This is a genomic window from Paraburkholderia sp. RAU6.4a, from assembly GCF_050435625.1.
GTDB lineage: Bacteria > Pseudomonadota > Gammaproteobacteria > Burkholderiales > Burkholderiaceae > Paraburkholderia > Paraburkholderia tuberum.
The window spans coordinates 3,760,996-3,776,992 of sequence record NZ_JBNDKQ010000002.1 but is presented as its reverse complement, the minus strand read 5'-3'; the positions used below and the strand labels follow the sequence as shown (position 1 = coordinate 3,776,992).

At 59.3% G+C, this 15,997-nt stretch carries 10 protein-coding genes, 2 tRNA genes, 3 rRNA genes and 3 pseudogenes; 7 read left to right on the top strand and 11 right to left on the bottom strand.

Annotation, left to right across the window (positions count from 1 at the left end; translation table 11 throughout):
• Positions 1-13 precede the first annotated feature (13 nt).
• From OKW40_RS22290 to cueR, 4 genes are all read right to left on the bottom strand, one after another.
• Positions 14-1,054, bottom strand: coding sequence for an ABC transporter substrate-binding protein (locus OKW40_RS22290; RefSeq protein ID WP_429491508.1), 1,041 nt, complete (start codon positions 1,052-1,054; stop codon positions 14-16).
• 225 nt (positions 1,055-1,279) lie between these two features.
• On the bottom strand, positions 1,280-1,627 hold the full coding sequence (locus OKW40_RS22285) for a hypothetical protein (RefSeq protein WP_429356897.1): 348 nt from the start codon (positions 1,625-1,627) through the stop codon (positions 1,280-1,282).
• A 248-nt stretch (positions 1,628-1,875) separates the two neighbouring features.
• Positions 1,876-2,022 (bottom strand): DUF3563 family protein, encoded by a 147-nt coding sequence (locus tag OKW40_RS22280; protein WP_429491506.1) that lies wholly within the window; start codon positions 2,020-2,022, stop codon positions 1,876-1,878.
• A gap of 288 nt (positions 2,023-2,310) precedes the next feature.
• Positions 2,311-2,739, bottom strand: coding sequence for a Cu(I)-responsive transcriptional regulator (cueR, locus tag OKW40_RS22275; RefSeq protein WP_429492025.1), 429 nt, complete (start codon positions 2,737-2,739; stop codon positions 2,311-2,313).
• Positions 2,740-2,873: 134 nt separating this feature from the next.
• On the opposite strand from cueR, the gene OKW40_RS22270 reads away from it, so the two are divergent.
• Complete coding sequence (locus tag OKW40_RS22270) at positions 2,874-3,077, top strand: heavy-metal-associated domain-containing protein (protein ID WP_090803824.1); 204 nt, start codon at positions 2,874-2,876, stop codon at positions 3,075-3,077.
• An 11-nt stretch (positions 3,078-3,088) separates the two neighbouring features.
• Positions 3,089-4,012: a dTDP-4-dehydrorhamnose reductase family protein gene (locus tag OKW40_RS22265; protein WP_429361811.1), complete on the top strand. Its 924-nt coding sequence runs from the start codon at positions 3,089-3,091 to the stop codon at positions 4,010-4,012.
• 59 nt (positions 4,013-4,071) lie between these two features.
• On the opposite strand, the pseudogene OKW40_RS22260 reads toward OKW40_RS22265, so the two are convergent.
• Positions 4,072-4,263 (bottom strand): annotated as a pseudogene (locus OKW40_RS22260) (transposase domain-containing protein); the annotation flags it as partial.
• A 403-nt stretch (positions 4,264-4,666) separates the two neighbouring features.
• Between OKW40_RS22260 and OKW40_RS22255 the strand changes: the two are divergent.
• Positions 4,667-5,019: pseudogene (locus OKW40_RS22255) on the top strand (IS110 family transposase); the annotation flags it as partial.
• A 75-nt stretch (positions 5,020-5,094) separates the two neighbouring features.
• A pseudogene (locus OKW40_RS22250) lies at positions 5,095-5,253 on the top strand (IS3 family transposase); the annotation flags it as partial.
• A 270-nt stretch (positions 5,254-5,523) separates the two neighbouring features.
• On the opposite strand, the gene rrf reads toward OKW40_RS22250, so the two are convergent.
• The 6 genes from rrf to OKW40_RS22220 form a co-directional block, all read right to left on the bottom strand.
• Positions 5,524-5,637, bottom strand: a 5S ribosomal RNA gene (rrf, locus tag OKW40_RS22245).
• A gap of 188 nt (positions 5,638-5,825) precedes the next feature.
• Positions 5,826-8,707: ribosomal RNA gene (locus OKW40_RS22240) — 23S ribosomal RNA — on the bottom strand.
• 347 nt (positions 8,708-9,054) lie between these two features.
• Positions 9,055-9,130 (bottom strand) — tRNA-Ala (locus OKW40_RS22235).
• 53 nt (positions 9,131-9,183) lie between these two features.
• Positions 9,184-9,260 (bottom strand) — tRNA-Ile (locus tag OKW40_RS22230).
• A 74-nt stretch (positions 9,261-9,334) separates the two neighbouring features.
• Positions 9,335-10,867 (bottom strand): 16S ribosomal RNA (locus OKW40_RS22225).
• Together the 16S, 23S and 5S rRNA genes with 2 tRNA genes alongside form the textbook arrangement of a ribosomal RNA operon.
• Positions 10,868-11,336: 469 nt before the next feature.
• The gene (locus OKW40_RS22220; RefSeq protein WP_090803817.1) at positions 11,337-12,452 is read right to left on the bottom strand and encodes an AI-2E family transporter; all 1,116 of its coding nucleotides are present in this window, start codon (positions 12,450-12,452) and stop codon (positions 11,337-11,339) included.
• A 272-nt stretch (positions 12,453-12,724) separates the two neighbouring features.
• Between OKW40_RS22220 and OKW40_RS22215 the strand changes: the two genes are divergently transcribed.
• The 3 genes from OKW40_RS22215 (at position 12,725) to OKW40_RS22205 (ending at position 15,829) form a co-directional block, all read left to right on the top strand.
• Entirely contained in the window at positions 12,725-13,939 is a 1,215-nt protein-coding gene (locus tag OKW40_RS22215; RefSeq protein WP_184045961.1) for a DUF2863 family protein, read from the top strand.
• 213 nt (positions 13,940-14,152) lie between these two features.
• Positions 14,153-15,034: a response regulator transcription factor gene (locus OKW40_RS22210; RefSeq protein WP_090803814.1), complete on the top strand. Its 882-nt coding sequence runs from the start codon at positions 14,153-14,155 to the stop codon at positions 15,032-15,034.
• Positions 15,035-15,154: 120 nt separating this feature from the next.
• Entirely contained in the window at positions 15,155-15,829 is a 675-nt protein-coding gene (locus tag OKW40_RS22205; protein WP_184028785.1) for an energy-coupling factor ABC transporter permease, read from the top strand.
• The last annotated feature ends 168 nt before the right edge of the window (positions 15,830-15,997 follow it).

Here is a 15,997-nt window from a genome sequence, read left to right as displayed (position 1 = left end):
TCTCCGCATACGCTCACTTGAACTGCGCGGCCGCCTTGCTCGCGAACTGGTTCGTATAGGTAGCACCCAGATCGATCTTCTTCGGATCGAGCCGGCTATCGAACGACGACAACGCGCGCAGCGACGTCGCCGGGCCATCAGCGGGCATCAGTCCGTCCGGCGAATACGCGTCGCGCACGTTGTGAAAGGCGTCGAGATAGAGCGTCGGGTCGCCCAATAGATAGGCTTGCGGCACCATCTTCAGCAGATCCGCGTCGCTCGCAGTCTGCAGCCAATGATCCGCACGCACGATCGCGTTGGTCAGCGCCTGCGTTGTCTTCGGATTTTTCTGGATGAAGCTTTCGGCCGCGTAAAGCGTCGCCGCGGGCATCATGCCGCCGAACACCTCCTGCGTGCCTTTCACCGTGCGCGTATCGACAAGCACCTTGATGGCGCCGCTACGCGTGAGCTTGGTCATCATTGGATCGACATTGGACAGCGCGTCGATCTGCCCACTGCCCACCGCGGCCAGCACCGTCGCGCCGCTGCCGACACCGATCGCCGAAATGTCGCTGCGCTGCACGCCGGCCTTGCGCAACGCAACGGTGAGCACGAGATCCGTCGACGAACCCGGTGCGCTCACGCCGACCTTCGCGCCTTTGAAGTCCGCGAGCGACTTGATCTGATTGGCCTTCGACTTCACCACGCCGATCACGATCTGCGGTGCGCGGCCCATCAACACGAACGCGCGATAGTGCTGCCCCTTCGCCTGCATGAACAACGTGTGCTCGAACGCGCCCGCGCCGACTTCGGCGCTGCCGCCCACCACCGCTTCGAGCGCTTTCGAGCCGCCCGCGAAATCTTCGAGCGTGACGTTCAGGCCTTCGTCCTTGAAGTAGCCGAGCTGCTGTGCGGCGAGGACCGGCAGATAGTACAGGCCAGGTAAGCCGCCGACGGCCATCGTCAGTGTCGGCATTTCCGGTGTGTCCTTCGCGAACCCAGCGCCGGGCAACGCAGCCAGTGCGAGCAGGATCACGCAGGCGCGCGTCGCACGCTGCATCCATTGATTGACCATGGTGACGTCTCCTTGTTGTGTTTTCCGTTCGAAGCTGTGACGCAGGCGCACATGCCGAGATCGAAGCTCACGGCGGCGAGGCGCGCAACGATTGTCGTCGGACGGTTTCACGGACGCCATGCGCCCAAACCCGAATGAGATTGTCGGGTGCGAGGCAAGCTGGCGTATGGGGGAGAAACGGGACCGCGCAGAAGCACCGACGACGATCTCTCGCGCCGTCGGTACCTATTGCGGAAGGGGCACCGCTCGAGGCACCGGCCGCGGCACGCCACCACCCGCCGGCAATTGGATATACGGCGCGACCACGAACGGCGGCGACGATTCCGGAGGCAGCTCGACCGGTGCCGCGATCGGCGGCGCGGCGACGATCGGCTCCGGCGCAGGCGGCGAGCTCAGCAGTACGGTACCGCTCTGGCCATTATTGACGCCGCCAAGCGTATCGAGGATCACGGGGGGACGCCCGTTATCGGACACTGCGAATGCGTCCGACGCGGCGCAGAGGGCGGCGAGCGTCGCCATGGCGGCCACGGCCATCACGGCTCGGAAAGTTTGCAGCGAACGGACGGAGGACATGGACAGCCCGATTGGTTATGAATGCCGTCTTGTGCGAAAAACGCCATACATTACCGCGGGCCGCGTTACGAAGCTAGTCGATATTCGCCATCAGCAGCTTTCTTGCGCCGTTCACTCGAAAAAACGTCGAAGGCACACGCGGATTTCGATGTCCAGATACGACAAAGCCCCGCTTTGACGGGGCTCGACATTGGTACTGCACGGCCGCGCAAAAGCAGGCGCCGCCAGGTCAAACTCAAAGCGGAAACTTACAGCGAATAGCCGTTGGTTTCGAGCGAACGGATGCGCTGTTCGAGCTGAACGATATCCGACGACGAGGCGAGATATGCCACACGACGGCTACGTTCCGCGGTTTCGAACCAGGTGCTGAGCTTCTCAAGAATGAATGCAAACATGATGTTCTCCAAGGATCAGATCGAATCCCCGGTGATTTGGCATCAGGGATTTCCCGTAAAAGGGTTAACCCGTATTATAGCCTTAAGGTGCAACCTGAACAGTGAAATGCCCGCATGGTGTGCATTCCGTTTTGGAATAGTGCACTCGAAAGGTGCAATGCAGTTCCTGATTTTATTGCGATTCATCCAGGCGTCCTTTAAGTGGATGTCATTTTCGCAATTTTTATGCGCACTTTCGGTGCATGAATCGCTCGACCTTGAGAATCGGCAGGCTGGGTTGCACTTCGATCAGCCGCTAAAGCGGGCGGCAACCTTGTCCGATACAAGATCGGTGTCCGCCAGTCGCTCGATAATCGGACAATCTGGCCGGTCATCACCATGACAATGATCGGCCAGATGCGCGAGAGTGTCGCGCATGTCCGTCAGTTCGGCGATGCGGCGATCGAGTTCGGCGACATGTTCGAGCGCGATCCGCTTTACTTCGGCACTTGCACGCGAGCGGTCGTGCCATAGAGCAAGCAGCCGCCGGATATCCTCGACCAGAAATCCGAGCCGGCGAGCCTGGCGAATAAAGCGCAAGGAATGCACTTCCTGCGGGCCATACACGCGATAACCGGCACTCGTGCGCGCCTTCGCAGTCAATAGGCCGACACTTTCGTAGTAGCGGATCATTTTTGCCGTAACGCCCGACACGCGGGCCGCTTCGCCTATGTTCATGACTGTTTCCTCAAGGTTGCGGCTGAATTCCAATCGATCCTACACCTTCCCATGGTGGGAAGGTCAGCTACCCAAACAGGGTACGGCAGGCATAATTCGACTATCCGCAATCTGATTCCGCCGAGGTCTTTGCAATGACAATCGAACTCCATGTAGAAGGCATGAGCTGCCAGCACTGTGTTGCCGCTGTCACGAGCGCGATTCGCGAGCACGACGCCGCCGCGCAGGTTCAGGTGGATCTCGCGACCGGCCGCGTGCTCGTGGAGTCGGCGCAACCCGTCGATGCGCTGAAGGCCGCGATTGACGAGGCCGGATACACGGTCACGTCTGTGCGCTGAGGGTGCCGCGCATGTTCAAGGTTGCCGTAATAGGTGGTTCCGGATTGCTCGGCCGCGCGCTCAACGACGAACTCGCGCGCCAGACCGGCTGGCAGACCGTCTCCACCGCATATAGCCGAACGTCTCCGCGAATGGTCGCGTTGGATGTTCGCGATAGCGTTGCGGTCGAGCGTTTCATCGACCGCGTAGCGCCGGATGCCGTCGTGATTGCCGCGGCGGAGCGCCGTCCCGACGTATGCGAGCGCGATCCGGCGCTTGCTCGCGCGCTGAACGTCGATGCCGTGCGAATGATCGCCGGGGCGGCGAACCGACACGGCGCGTGGACACTGTCGATCTCGACCGACTACGTGTTCGACGGCACGCACCCGCCCTATCGTCACGACAGCACACCTGCGCCGCTGAACGCGTACGGACAGAGCAAGCTCGAAGGCGAGCGAGCGCTGACCGACACGGCCGAGGGCGGATGCGTGCTGCGTCTGCCGCTGCTATATGGTCCGATCGTCAGTTGGTCGGAATCGGCCGTGACTAGCCTCGTGCCGGCGATTGCAGCGGCGGCGGCGCCGGGGGCCGAGGCTGCCAGGATGGACGCTTGGGCGATCCGCTATCCTACGTTCACGCCCGATGTCGCTTTCGTGATCCGACAGATGCTTGAGCGGCACGCGCGCGGCGAAACGGTCTCTGGCATCGTGCAATGGTCGGGCGACGAACCAATGAACAAGTACGAGATCGCCGTGCGCCTGGCAGAAGCGTTGCAACTCGACGCGCGCCTGACGCCCCAGCGCACACCCACCGACGCGACGCCGCGCCCGCACAACTGTCATCTGGCATCGAGCCGTTTAGAGGTACTCGGAATCGGCCGACGCACGCCTTTCGATATGGCGATCCGGGAGGTGCTGGCCGCGTTTCCGTGGCAGGGACAGGCAACTTCCGTATGATCCGGCGCCTTGCGTGCGTACGGTAAGCGGCTGGCGAACCCACGTTGACGAACGGTGAATCAGGCGACAGCGGTAAGAGGTTGCCAGTTATGTGGCAGCAATGCGGCGATGTCGCTTGCCCTGTGGGTGGGCGGCCGTGTCCCGAGGTCTTTCAGATATGCGTGGGGTTCGTGACCGTTCAGTTGCGCTGAGCGGATGAGGCTCATGATTGCGGCCGCACGTTGGCCAGCGCGCAGCGACCCGGCGAACAATCGGATCCTATGTAGCGTGAGAGTTGTCAAGGCCCGAGTCGTAAGATTGACCGTGCCAAGGGTTGCTCAACGGAGGGCATCATGGACGCAAATCACGTTACCGGACCAACATGCTGAGGGCGTCATCCTGGCAGTGTCGCTTGAACTGTCTGCCGCCCAGTGGAAGGTCGCGCTTCACGACGGATTCAGGGAGAAGCCGGCGGTCCGCACGGTCAGCGCGCCACAGGCGAACTTGCGACTGCAGGCCGTTCTCGAACTCATCGCGCAGCACAAGCAGAAGTGGTCGCTGCCGTCGAACGAGCTAGCGTCAAGACTAATGGGATGGACGCCCCCACCCGAAGCGGCATCAATGTGCCAAAGTGGATGTGTCGAAGCAACCACCTGACCGAGGGGAGCGCCCATCGTGAAGATTACGACAGTTGGCATCGATCTGGCGAAGAACGTTTTTGCCGTCCATGGTGTAAATGAGCATGGTCGAACGGTGCTGAAGAAAGTGCTCAAGCGAAATCACGTTGCGGACTTCTTCGCCAACCTCCCCGCTGCGTGATCGGGATCGAAGCGTGCGCCAGCGCGCACTATTGGGCCCGCAAGCTGCAGGCCATGGGCCATACGGTCCGACTGATTGCACCGCAGTTTGTCAAACCGTACGTCAAGACGAACAAGAATGACGCGGCGGATGCTGAGGCAATCTGCGAGGCAGTCGCGCGGCCGAACATGCGTTTCGTGCCGGTCAAGAGCATCGAGCAGCAATCGGTGTATAGGCAACTTGATGAGCAGGGACTTCAGGCGGCGAGTTTCTGCTGAACCCGTTGATCGTCTTTCACCGGTCAGTACGCCAACCACGATGAAGCACGGCGCGACATCAACCAGTACATCGTCGGTTTTTACAACGCAGTACGCTTGCATTCGACTTTGGGCTATCTGTCGCCCGTTGCCTACGAGGCAAAACCGACAGTAAAAGAACCTATCAGCCTGTCCGAAATAACTTGACCACTACATCCTTGTGTCCTTAGATACGTGCGGGAGGCTAGCGTTGAGCGCGGGAACGCCACCGAGCAGCGCTCGGGACGCGCTAGACGCTTGTTTGTGCGCAGGTCGTATGCGCAAAAACGCGTCGATCAACAGGCTACTTTTGGCAGTGGCTGGCAACGGCGTCCGACCACGCTTATTGTTCGTGCCCGGTCGAGCATGTTGTTGTTGATTTGGCCGCGTAAACGCAGAAACCCCACCGCGGCGGGTGGGGTTTCTGACTGGGGGGGAGCCTGACGATTACCTACTTTCACACGGGCAATCCGCACTATCATCGGCGTGGAGTCGTTTCACGGTCCTGTTCGGGATGGGAAGGGGTGGGGCCGACTCGCTATGGTCATCAGGCATGACGGGTTGCTGCGTCGCAGGGCTGGAGTCAACCGGTTGCGCCACAGCCAATCGGGAAGAAGCGTAAAGGATTCGAGTGTGGGGGGTTGTGTTGTTTCTGGCACAACACTGAATCCCAACCGTGCGTTTCTGTGAGCTCCCGCGGGAGTTCACACCAATCCCCTTCGGGGAGACACACCTGTTATAGGATCAAGCCTTACGGGCAATTAGTATCAGTTAGCTCAGTACATTACTGTACGTGCACACCTGACCTATCAACGTCCTGGTCTTGAACGACCCTTCAAGGGGCTCGAAGCCCCGGGGATATCTCATCTTAAGGCGAGTTTCCCGCTTAGATGCTTTCAGCGGTTATCTCTTCCGAACATAGCTACCCGGCGATGCCACTGGCGTGACAACCGGTACACCAGAGGTTCGTCCACTCCGGTCCTCTCGTACTAGGAGCAGCCCCCTTCAAATATCCAGCGCCCACGGCAGATAGGGACCAAACTGTCTCACGACGTTTTAAACCCAGCTCACGTACCTCTTTAAATGGCGAACAGCCATACCCTTGGGACCGGCTACAGCCCCAGGATGAGATGAGCCGACATCGAGGTGCCAAACACCGCCGTCGATATGAACTCTTGGGCGGTATCAGCCTGTTATCCCCAGAGTACCTTTTATCCGTTGAGCGATGGCCCTTCCATACAGAACCACCGGATCACTATGACCTGCTTTCGCACCTGTTCGACTTGTCAGTCTCACAGTCAAGCACGCTTATGCCATTGCACTATCAGCACGATTTCCGACCGTACCTAGCGTACCTTCGTACTCCTCCGTTACACTTTGGGAGGAGACCGCCCCAGTCAAACTGCCTACCATGCACTGTTCCCGACCCGGATCACGGGCCAAGGTTAGAACCTCAAACAGATCAGGGTGGTATTTCAAGGACGGCTCCATTGAGACTGGCGTCCCAACTTCATAGCCTCCCACCTATCCTACACAGACCGGTTCAAAGTCCAATGCAAAGCTGCAGTAAAGGTTCATGGGGTCTTTCCGTCTAGCCGCGGGGAGATTGCATCATCACAAACACTTCAACTTCGCTGAGTCTCGGGAGGAGACAGTGTGGCCATCGTTACGCCATTCGTGCAGGTCGGAACTTACCCGACAAGGAATTTCGCTACCTTAGGACCGTTATAGTTACGGCCGCCGTTTACCGGGACTTCAATCAGGAGCTTGCACCCCATCATTTAATCTTCCGGCACCGGGCAGGCGTCACACCCTATACGTCCACTTTCGTGTTTGCAGAGTGCTGTGTTTTTATTAAACAGTCGCAGCCACCAGTTTATTGCAACCCTTTCACCCTTCTGGCGCAGGCCAGTCAGGCTATGAGGGCGTACCTTATCCCGAAGTTACGGTACCAATTTGCCGAGTTCCTTCTCCCGAGTTCTCTCAAGCGCCTTAGAATACTCATCTCGCCCACCTGTGTCGGTTTGCGGTACGGTCACTGTGAAACTGAAGCTTAGAGGCTTTTCCTGGAACCCCTTCCAGTTGCTTCGCCACCGAAGTGGCTCGCCTCGCACCCTTGAATTCTGCGCCCGGATTTGCCAAAGCGCCTTCTCCAATGCAAGGACCGGGACTTCCAACACCCGGACAACCTTCCGCGATCCGTCCCCCCATCGCATTTCACAATGGTGCAGAAATATTAATCTGCTTCCCATCAGCTACGCATTTCTGCCTCGCCTTAGGGGCCGACTCACCCTACGCCGATGAACGTTGCGTAGGAAACCTTGGGCTTACGGCGAGGGGGCCTTTCACCCCCTTTATCGCTACTCATGTCAGCATTCGCACTTCCGATACCTCCAGCACACTTTCCAGTGCACCTTCGCAGGCTTACGGAACGCTCTCCTACCATGCACATTACTGTGCATCCGCAGCTTCGGTATATGGCTTAGCCCCGTTACATCTTCCGCGCAGGACGACTCGATCAGTGAGCTATTACGCTTTCTTTAAAGGGTGGCTGCTTCTAAGCCAACCTCCTGACTGTTTTAGCCTTCCCACTTCGTTTCCCACTTAGCCATATTTGGGGACCTTAGCTGGCGGTCTGGGTTGTTTCCCTCTTGACACCGGACGTTAGCACCCGATGTCTGTCTCCCGTGATTGCACTCTTCGGTATTCGGAGTTTGCTATGGCGTAGTAATCCGCAATGGACCCCACAACCATGACAGTGCTCTACCCCCGAAGGTGAGACACGAGGCACTACCTAAATAGTTTTCGGAGAGAACCAGCTATTTCCAGGTTTGTTTAGCCTTTCACCCCTATCCACAGCTCATCCCCTAACTTTTCAACGTTAGTGGGTTCGGTCCTCCAGCACGTGTTACCGTGCCTTCAACCTGGCCATGGATAGATCACCTGGTTTCGGGTCTACACCCAGCGACTGGACGCCCTGTTCGGACTCGCTTTCGCTACGCCTGCCCTAATCGGTTAAGCTCGCCACTGAATGTAAGTCGCTGACCCATTATACAAAAGGTACGCCGTCACCCCTTCGCAGAGGCTCCGACTGTTTGTATGCATGCGGTTTCAGGATCTGTTTCACTCCCCTCCCGGGGTTCTTTTCGCCTTTCCCTCACGGTACTGGTTCACTATCGGTCGATCACGAGTATTTAGCCTTGGAGGATGGTCCCCCCATCTTCAGACAGGATTTCACGTGTCCCGCCCTACTTCTCGTACACCCAGTTCTTCCATGCTGTTTTCGTCTACAGGGCTATCACCTGCTATGGCCGCACTTTCCAGAGCGTTCGACTAACAATACAGATAACGTGTACCGGCTGATCCCATTTCGCTCGCCACTACTCTGGGAATCTCGGTTGATTTCTTTTCCTGCGGTTACTTAGATGTTTCAGTTCACCGCGTTCGCCTCACGCAGCCTATGGATTCAGCTACGGATACTCCATTAGGAGTGGGTTTCCCCATTCGGACATCTCCGGATCAATGCTCGTTTGCCAGCTCCCCGGAGCTTTTCGCAGGCTACCGCGTCCTTCATCGCCTGTGATCGCCAAGGCATCCACCACATGCACTTGTTCGCTTGACCCTATAACGGGTGTGTCTCTGTGTCGACCCACGTTAGCGCTTTAGCGCTTAACGTGGGTCCCATCCCCGGAGGGGATAGACGCACTCGCTACAGGTTGAGTATTCGTGTTGCGCCGTATTCCAAAGCGATCTCTCGATCACCTTTAAAATACATCGATACAATCACAACCCTGATTCACCTACTCACACACCCATCTCCAGGTATGCTTTCGTGAATCTCTTTACTACTTCTTCCTGATTGTTAAAGAACGGCAGCCGGTATGAAGCCTGTGCCTCATACCGCTCTGACTGGCTCAATCGCCAATGCGCAACGCTCTGCCTTCATGCAGAACCCTGCGCATTGAGGATTGGTGGAGGATGACGGGATCGAACCGACGACCCCCTGCTTGCAAAGCAGGTGCTCTCCCAGCTGAGCTAATCCCCCAGTCCCACAGATAGTCCAGCGGCCCCAGCCCTTCAGCTCACCAGACAAGACACTGGTGGGTCTGGATGGATTCGAACCATCGACCCCCGCCTTATCAAGACGGTGCTCTAACCGGCTGAGCTACAGACCCTGAGCCTGCCTGCGTTGCTTCTAACCACAGCCGATAAGCGTGAGCACTTGAGTGCAATGAATGCACAGCTCTGGAAAGGAGGTGATCCAGCCGCACCTTCCGATACGGCTACCTTGTTACGACTTCACCCCAGTCATGAATCCTACCGTGGTGACCGTCCTCCTTGCGGTTAGACTAGCCACTTCTGGTAAAACCCACTCCCATGGTGTGACGGGCGGTGTGTACAAGACCCGGGAACGTATTCACCGCGGCATGCTGATCCGCGATTACTAGCGATTCCAGCTTCACGCACCCGAGTTGCAGAGTGCGATCCGGACTACGATCGGTTTTCTGGGATTGGCTCCACCTCGCGGCTTGGCAACCCTCTGTTCCGACCATTGTATGACGTGTGAAGCCCTACCCATAAGGGCCATGAGGACTTGACGTCATCCCCACCTTCCTCCGGTTTGTCACCGGCAGTCTCCCTGGAGTGCTCTTGCGTAGCAACTAGGGACAAGGGTTGCGCTCGTTGCGGGACTTAACCCAACATCTCACGACACGAGCTGACGACAGCCATGCAGCACCTGTGTTATGGCTCCCTTTCGGGCACTCCCGCCTCTCGGCAGGATTCCATACATGTCAAGGGTAGGTAAGGTTTTTCGCGTTGCATCGAATTAATCCACATCATCCACCGCTTGTGCGGGTCCCCGTCAATTCCTTTGAGTTTTAATCTTGCGACCGTACTCCCCAGGCGGTCAACTTCACGCGTTAGCTACGTTACCAAGCCAATGAAGGCCCGACAACCAGTTGACATCGTTTAGGGCGTGGACTACCAGGGTATCTAATCCTGTTTGCTCCCCACGCTTTCGTGCATGAGCGTCAGTATTGGCCCAGGGGGCTGCCTTCGCCATCGGTGTTCCTCCACATCTCTACGCATTTCACTGCTACACGTGGAATTCCACCCCCCTCTGCCATACTCCAGCGCTGCAGTCACCAATGCAGTTCCCAGGTTAAGCCCGGGGATTTCACATCGGTCTTACAGCACCGCCTGCGCACGCTTTACGCCCAGTAATTCCGATTAACGCTCGCACCCTACGTATTACCGCGGCTGCTGGCACGTAGTTAGCCGGTGCTTATTCTTCCGGTACCGTCATCCCTCACGGATATTAGCCACGAGGTTTTCTTTCCGGACAAAAGTGCTTTACAACCCGAAGGCCTTCTTCACACACGCGGCATTGCTGGATCAGGCTTGCGCCCATTGTCCAAAATTCCCCACTGCTGCCTCCCGTAGGAGTCTGGGCCGTGTCTCAGTCCCAGTGTGGCTGGTCGTCCTCTCAGACCAGCTACAGATCGTCGGCTTGGTAGGCCTTTACCCCACCAACTACCTAATCTGCCATCGGCCGCCCCTTGAGCGCGAGGTCCCGAAAGATCCCCCGCTTTCCTCTCCCGAGCGTATGCGGTATTAATCCGGCTTTCGCCGGGCTATCCCCCACTCCAGGACACGTTCCGATGTATTACTCACCCGTTCGCCACTCGCCACCAGACCGGAGTCCGTGCTGCCGTTCGACTTGCATGTGTAAGGCATGCCGCCAGCGTTCAATCTGAGCCAGGATCAAACTCTTCAGTTCAAACCTGTTACTGTGTTCGGGCTCTCTCGAACCCGGTCGCTCACTCAACGTACTGACGATGATTGATCCGTCTTTCGACAGACAAACCTTCCTCCAATACTGTGTGAGGCTTCTGATACTTCTGCCTGACAGCAGATTCCGGAGAATCCGCCGCCGCATTCCGCATCAAGCGCCCACACTTATCGACTGTTAGTTTTTAAAGATCGGTCCGCCAAACCCGCCGCGCCTGAACCACCACTACCCGGCACCGCTTCGTTTGCGTCGCTGCGTCTGCAGCAGAGAAGTGAGATTATGGAGAACTTCCGTCGGATCGTCAACAGGTTTTTATCACTCGCCTAACCTGCCCACGCCGCTGAAGCCCACGCCATCAAAGGCTTCCCGCTTCTCCGCACCCCGGCGTCCGGAGCGCGAAAGTGCGGAATTCTAGTCGCCGCAGCCAGAACTTGCAAGCGAAATCCTGGGGTTTTCCTTAGGGGATCTTTCCCATACGGCCCGGATCGTCTATCGATGGGGTTTTCACTTCGGGCGCCAGCGTCTGGGCAGCGGATGCGCCGATCGTCCAATCATGCAGCACGGTATAAGCGACCGCCAGCAACGTCGGGCCGATGAAAACACCAAGAAAACCAAACGCAAACGCGCCGCCGAGGATGCCGAGCATCACCAGAATCAACGGCATGTCACTGTTTTTGCCGATCAGGATCGGCTTGATGACGTTATCGGCCATGCCGACTACCAGCAGGCCCCATATGACCACAAAAATCGCCCATCCAGTCGACCCGCCCTGATACAGCCAGATCGCTGCCGGCAACCAGACAATGACCGGACCGCCCGGCACCACCGACAGAAAAAACGTCACGAGCCCGAGCAACGCCGGCGCCGGTACGCCCGCCATCCAGAAACCGAATCCCGCGAGAACCGCCTGTACGAGGGCCGTACCAAGAATCCCGTAGACCACCCCCTTCACCGTGCTGCCCGCCAGCGCCAGCAGATACTCGGCGCGCTCACCGGCTACTCGACGCATGCCGGCGTTCAGCCAGGCGGCCGCCCCCTCGCCACCGGTATAAAAGAAGAACGCGAGCACGATGCTCAACGCCAGCAGCCCCAGCCCATGCGTCACCGCAAGCGCCGCCGCCAGAATCCACTTCCCAGCCGGCGCGGCGAGCGTGTGCAATTGCGCGATCAACTCGGAATTGCTGCTGGTCAAGCGCTCCCAAAAGGCCTCGATGCTCGAACCAACCAGCGGGATCCGCTGCACCCACGGCGGCAGATCGGGCAACCCCGACTCGAAAAGTCTTTGCACCAGCGCAACGATGTCGTGAACATGCGCGCCGAACGCGAAACCCGCATAGACGAACGGCCCGAGCACCACGACCAGAATAATCAGCACGATCAAGGTCGCGGCCAGCTTGCGCCGCCCGCCGACCACGCCAGTGAGTCGCCGGTAGAGTCCCCAGGAACTGTAGCTGAGGATGGCGCCCCACAGCAGCGCGGTCGTAAATGGCGCCAGCACCAGCAACGACCCACCCACGAGCACAATCAATGCGAATACCGCGGCAAGTCGCTCGATCAGTTGGTCAGATTTCACGATGAATCTCCTATTGCGCCAGACCGTGGCAATGACATGACACACGCCCGTCAGGCGCCCGCTGAACGCCGTCAGTATAGAAGCGAGTTGGGCGTCCGGGGTGTCTTATACCATCCCGCCAGGGTGTTGCGAGTCGCTTGCGACTGTGCCGGTGGCGACCGCATTTTTTGAGATGAAAGCGCCCAAATTGCCCGGAGATTGCTGGCCAATCCATATAGCTGCCTGGAAAAGACTAGAATATAAGGTTCCGTGCCCCCAATTTTTCTGGATTTATGCGCTCGCGAATCACCAAACGTCTCCCTCCCGACGCCGACAAGCTCGTCGGTCTCTCGCTCGCGCTTTTCGCGTCGGGCAGCCGTACCGAAGATCGCTTCTGGGAAGCGAAGCTCGACGCGCTGCTGGCCAAAGTCGTGCGCAACGCCAACCAGACTACGCTGGACGCCGCGCTCGACCATCTGCAGCAAAACCATCCGGATGCCTACGGCGCGCTGGCCGACATGGCGGAAACGCACAGCGAATCGTTCGTGATCGAACATGAAGGCGTGTCTTATGAAGCGCTGCTGATCGCCGCGCCTGTGCTCGCCTGGACCCGCTACGTGATTCCGTCCGGCCCGCTCAAGTCCGACGCCGCCGACGCCCTGCGCGCACACCTGCAAGCGCACGTGCTCGCTGCCAACACGCGCGTGGCAATGGCTCCATTCCTGTTCAGCATCGACCAGTTGCCGCGCCATCACGTCGAAACGTGGCGCATCGCCCAGCAACTTGCGCAAGCCGCGGTCAGCGGCGGCAACGCGAAGCTCAATTTCGGCGAACTGCCGGAGACCTCGCCGATTCTGGCGGACCCGCGCTTTCTGCTCGCCGTAGTCGCCGCTCCCGTCGGCGACGCGACGTTCCGCTGGCAGGAAGAAGAGCACGGCACTCGCATCGAGCGCGGCCAATGTCTCGAGCAATGGGCCACCCAAGGCGGCGCGAATCTGTCGGTCGTGCTGCCGGGCTGCGAATTCGAATGTCTGCTGCCGGATGCGTACTACTCGGCGTGCCGCGACGCCGATGAAAGTGTGCGTCCGCACACCGTGCGTACCGCCGTGCGTTATCTTTTCGACACTATTGGCGCGGCGCCGCAGGATCTGCGCGCGGTGGTCGCCGGCTTCGGCGAACGGCGCATCGACGAGTACCGCGTCGGCTTCACGCGCAAGGGCAGCAACGACGTGATCTACGGTGTCGTGTGGCCACTCTACGGCCGCGAAAACGGCGAGGGGGGCATCGACGAGGAGCCGGAGGAAATCACCGGCTCGGACGAACCGCTCGAGGAAATCGTCGCGCTGCTCAAGGAAACCGGCATCACGGATGTGCGCCGCCACGCGGGCCGCTTCGAGCCGGAATATTGCGACGACTGCGGCGTGCCGCTGTATGCGGACCCGCTCGGCGAAATCGTCCACGCGGAAATGCCCGAAGACGCCGAGCCCGCGCAACCCCATTTCCATTGACACCGAAGTCGACATCCCTGCCTTATCGCAAAAAAGCCCCGTATATACGGGGCTTTTTTGTTGATTGTCCGCATTTCTTATGCCTTTTGGACAGCCGTCAAAACGAAGGGAATTTGTCATCATAGGCACGGTGACGCATCGCCGTGATCGAGTCAGCTCCACGAGTCCCACAGATGCGTCGCGCCATTTCGCCCGATACATCTGGAGACATGCATGCGCTTCGCGATTCTCAATTCAAACGCAGAACGACGTGATGGACTCAAGGCCTTGCTGCGGCAGATCGACCGGCTGGCACGCTTCACAGAGGCCGATGAATGGCGTCTGCTCGAACGTCCGTTCAAGCGTTATCGGCCTGATCTCGTCGTGATCGACTGGGAGGACTGGATGTCGGTTGCGCAGGTGCGCGCGTTGCTCAGCCACTTTCCGGACCTGCGCATCAGCGTGCTCACCGACGGGACTTTGCCCGCGCTCGTGCGCGCGCTGATGGACGAAGGTGTGCTCGGCGTTGTTCCACGCGACACCGATCCCTGCCTGATCGTGCGCGCATTGGAAATGGTGCTGCTCGGCGGTCACTACGTGCCGCCCGGCGCGCTGGCGATCGATCCGCCGCTGCCGACCGACACCGCGATTCGTACGTTCGACGAAGAAAGTCCGCCGCCCCGCCGCAACAAACTCTCGGGCGGGCTGTCACCGCGGCAGGAGCAGATCATGCGCTGCGTGCACATGGGCAGCACCAACAAGATGATCGCGCGCACGCTCGGCATTAGCGAAGGTACGGTCAAGATCCACCTGACGAGCATATTCCAGCAACTTGGTGCGCCCAATCGCGCCGCCGCGGTCGCGCTTTACAACGGATGGCTCACGAATCATTTGCAAGTGCTGCGCAACAACGGCGAGCACAGCGCGCGGCCGGTCATCCGCGGGCAGCCTGGCCCGGTTCCACTCCGGCGCCGCACACGTGCGCGCTTCCAGTATCCGTTGCCGGGCAGCGACACCAGCAGCGCGCTACCGATGGCCGCGGAGCCCGCCACGTCGTACGGTGAGGCCCCACCCGGCCGGCCCGCGCGGAAGTCGGTCGGCCCGGGTTCCGCATGACCCGGGGCGCGGGGCACGCCGCGCGCATGGGTTGGAACGTCCGCATGCGCGCGGCGTCGAGGGTGGGCTGGCATGGAATCCGCTCACACCTTTTGTCGTCCAACGAGTAATATGAGACACATGGGTTTCCTCTACACACCGCTTCCGTTTTGGGTCGCTGTCGGTGGCTGGATTGCCACTGCGATGGTGATCGCGCTCGCGCTGTGGAAAAAACCTTTCAAAAGACTTCAGGACGGCACGCTCCAGCATGTCTGGCTCGCGATAATCGTCGCGGTGTCGGTGCTGTGGTCGAGCAACGCCTGGCTCGACGACGGCACCGTGATGCACCTGCTCGGCGCCACGCTCGTCGTCACGCTGTTCGACTGGGGGCTCGCCCTGATCGCGATGGCGGTGGTCGCGGGTCTGGCCGCCGTCGTCTTCGATGCGCCGTGGCAGGGCATCGCGCTGACGTTCCTCGTGTACGGAGCCCTGCCCGTCGCCATCTCGACCTTGCTCCAGCGCATCTGCACCGCGTGGCTACCGCGCAATCTTTTCATGTTCATCTTCGGCCAGGGCTTCGTTTCGCCCGCCATTGCCGTGTCGTTGACGGCCGCGGCAGCGCTCGGCATCCATATCGTCGTGTCCGGCGGTTCGATGACCGTGGTGCCAATCGGCTACGCGCTCAGCGTGCTGCTGCTCGCCACCGGCGAAGCATGGTTCACTGGCATGGCGACCGCGCTGATCGCGGTCTACCGTCCCGCATGGGTGACCACCTACGACGTGCGGCGCTATCGTCTGGGCGGCCCGCGCACTTGAGAATGCGCGCTTTGACGTCGCGTGCGGCGCATCTGTGATAATCAGCGCCTCGTCACCGGAGACTTTCCGGGCGTCCCCGCCAGGACAAGGCAGAATATTTGCAGCAACATTGAACTCAACCCTTGCGCGGGGCATCTTATTTGCCTCATCTCCCATTTGCGTCTAAAG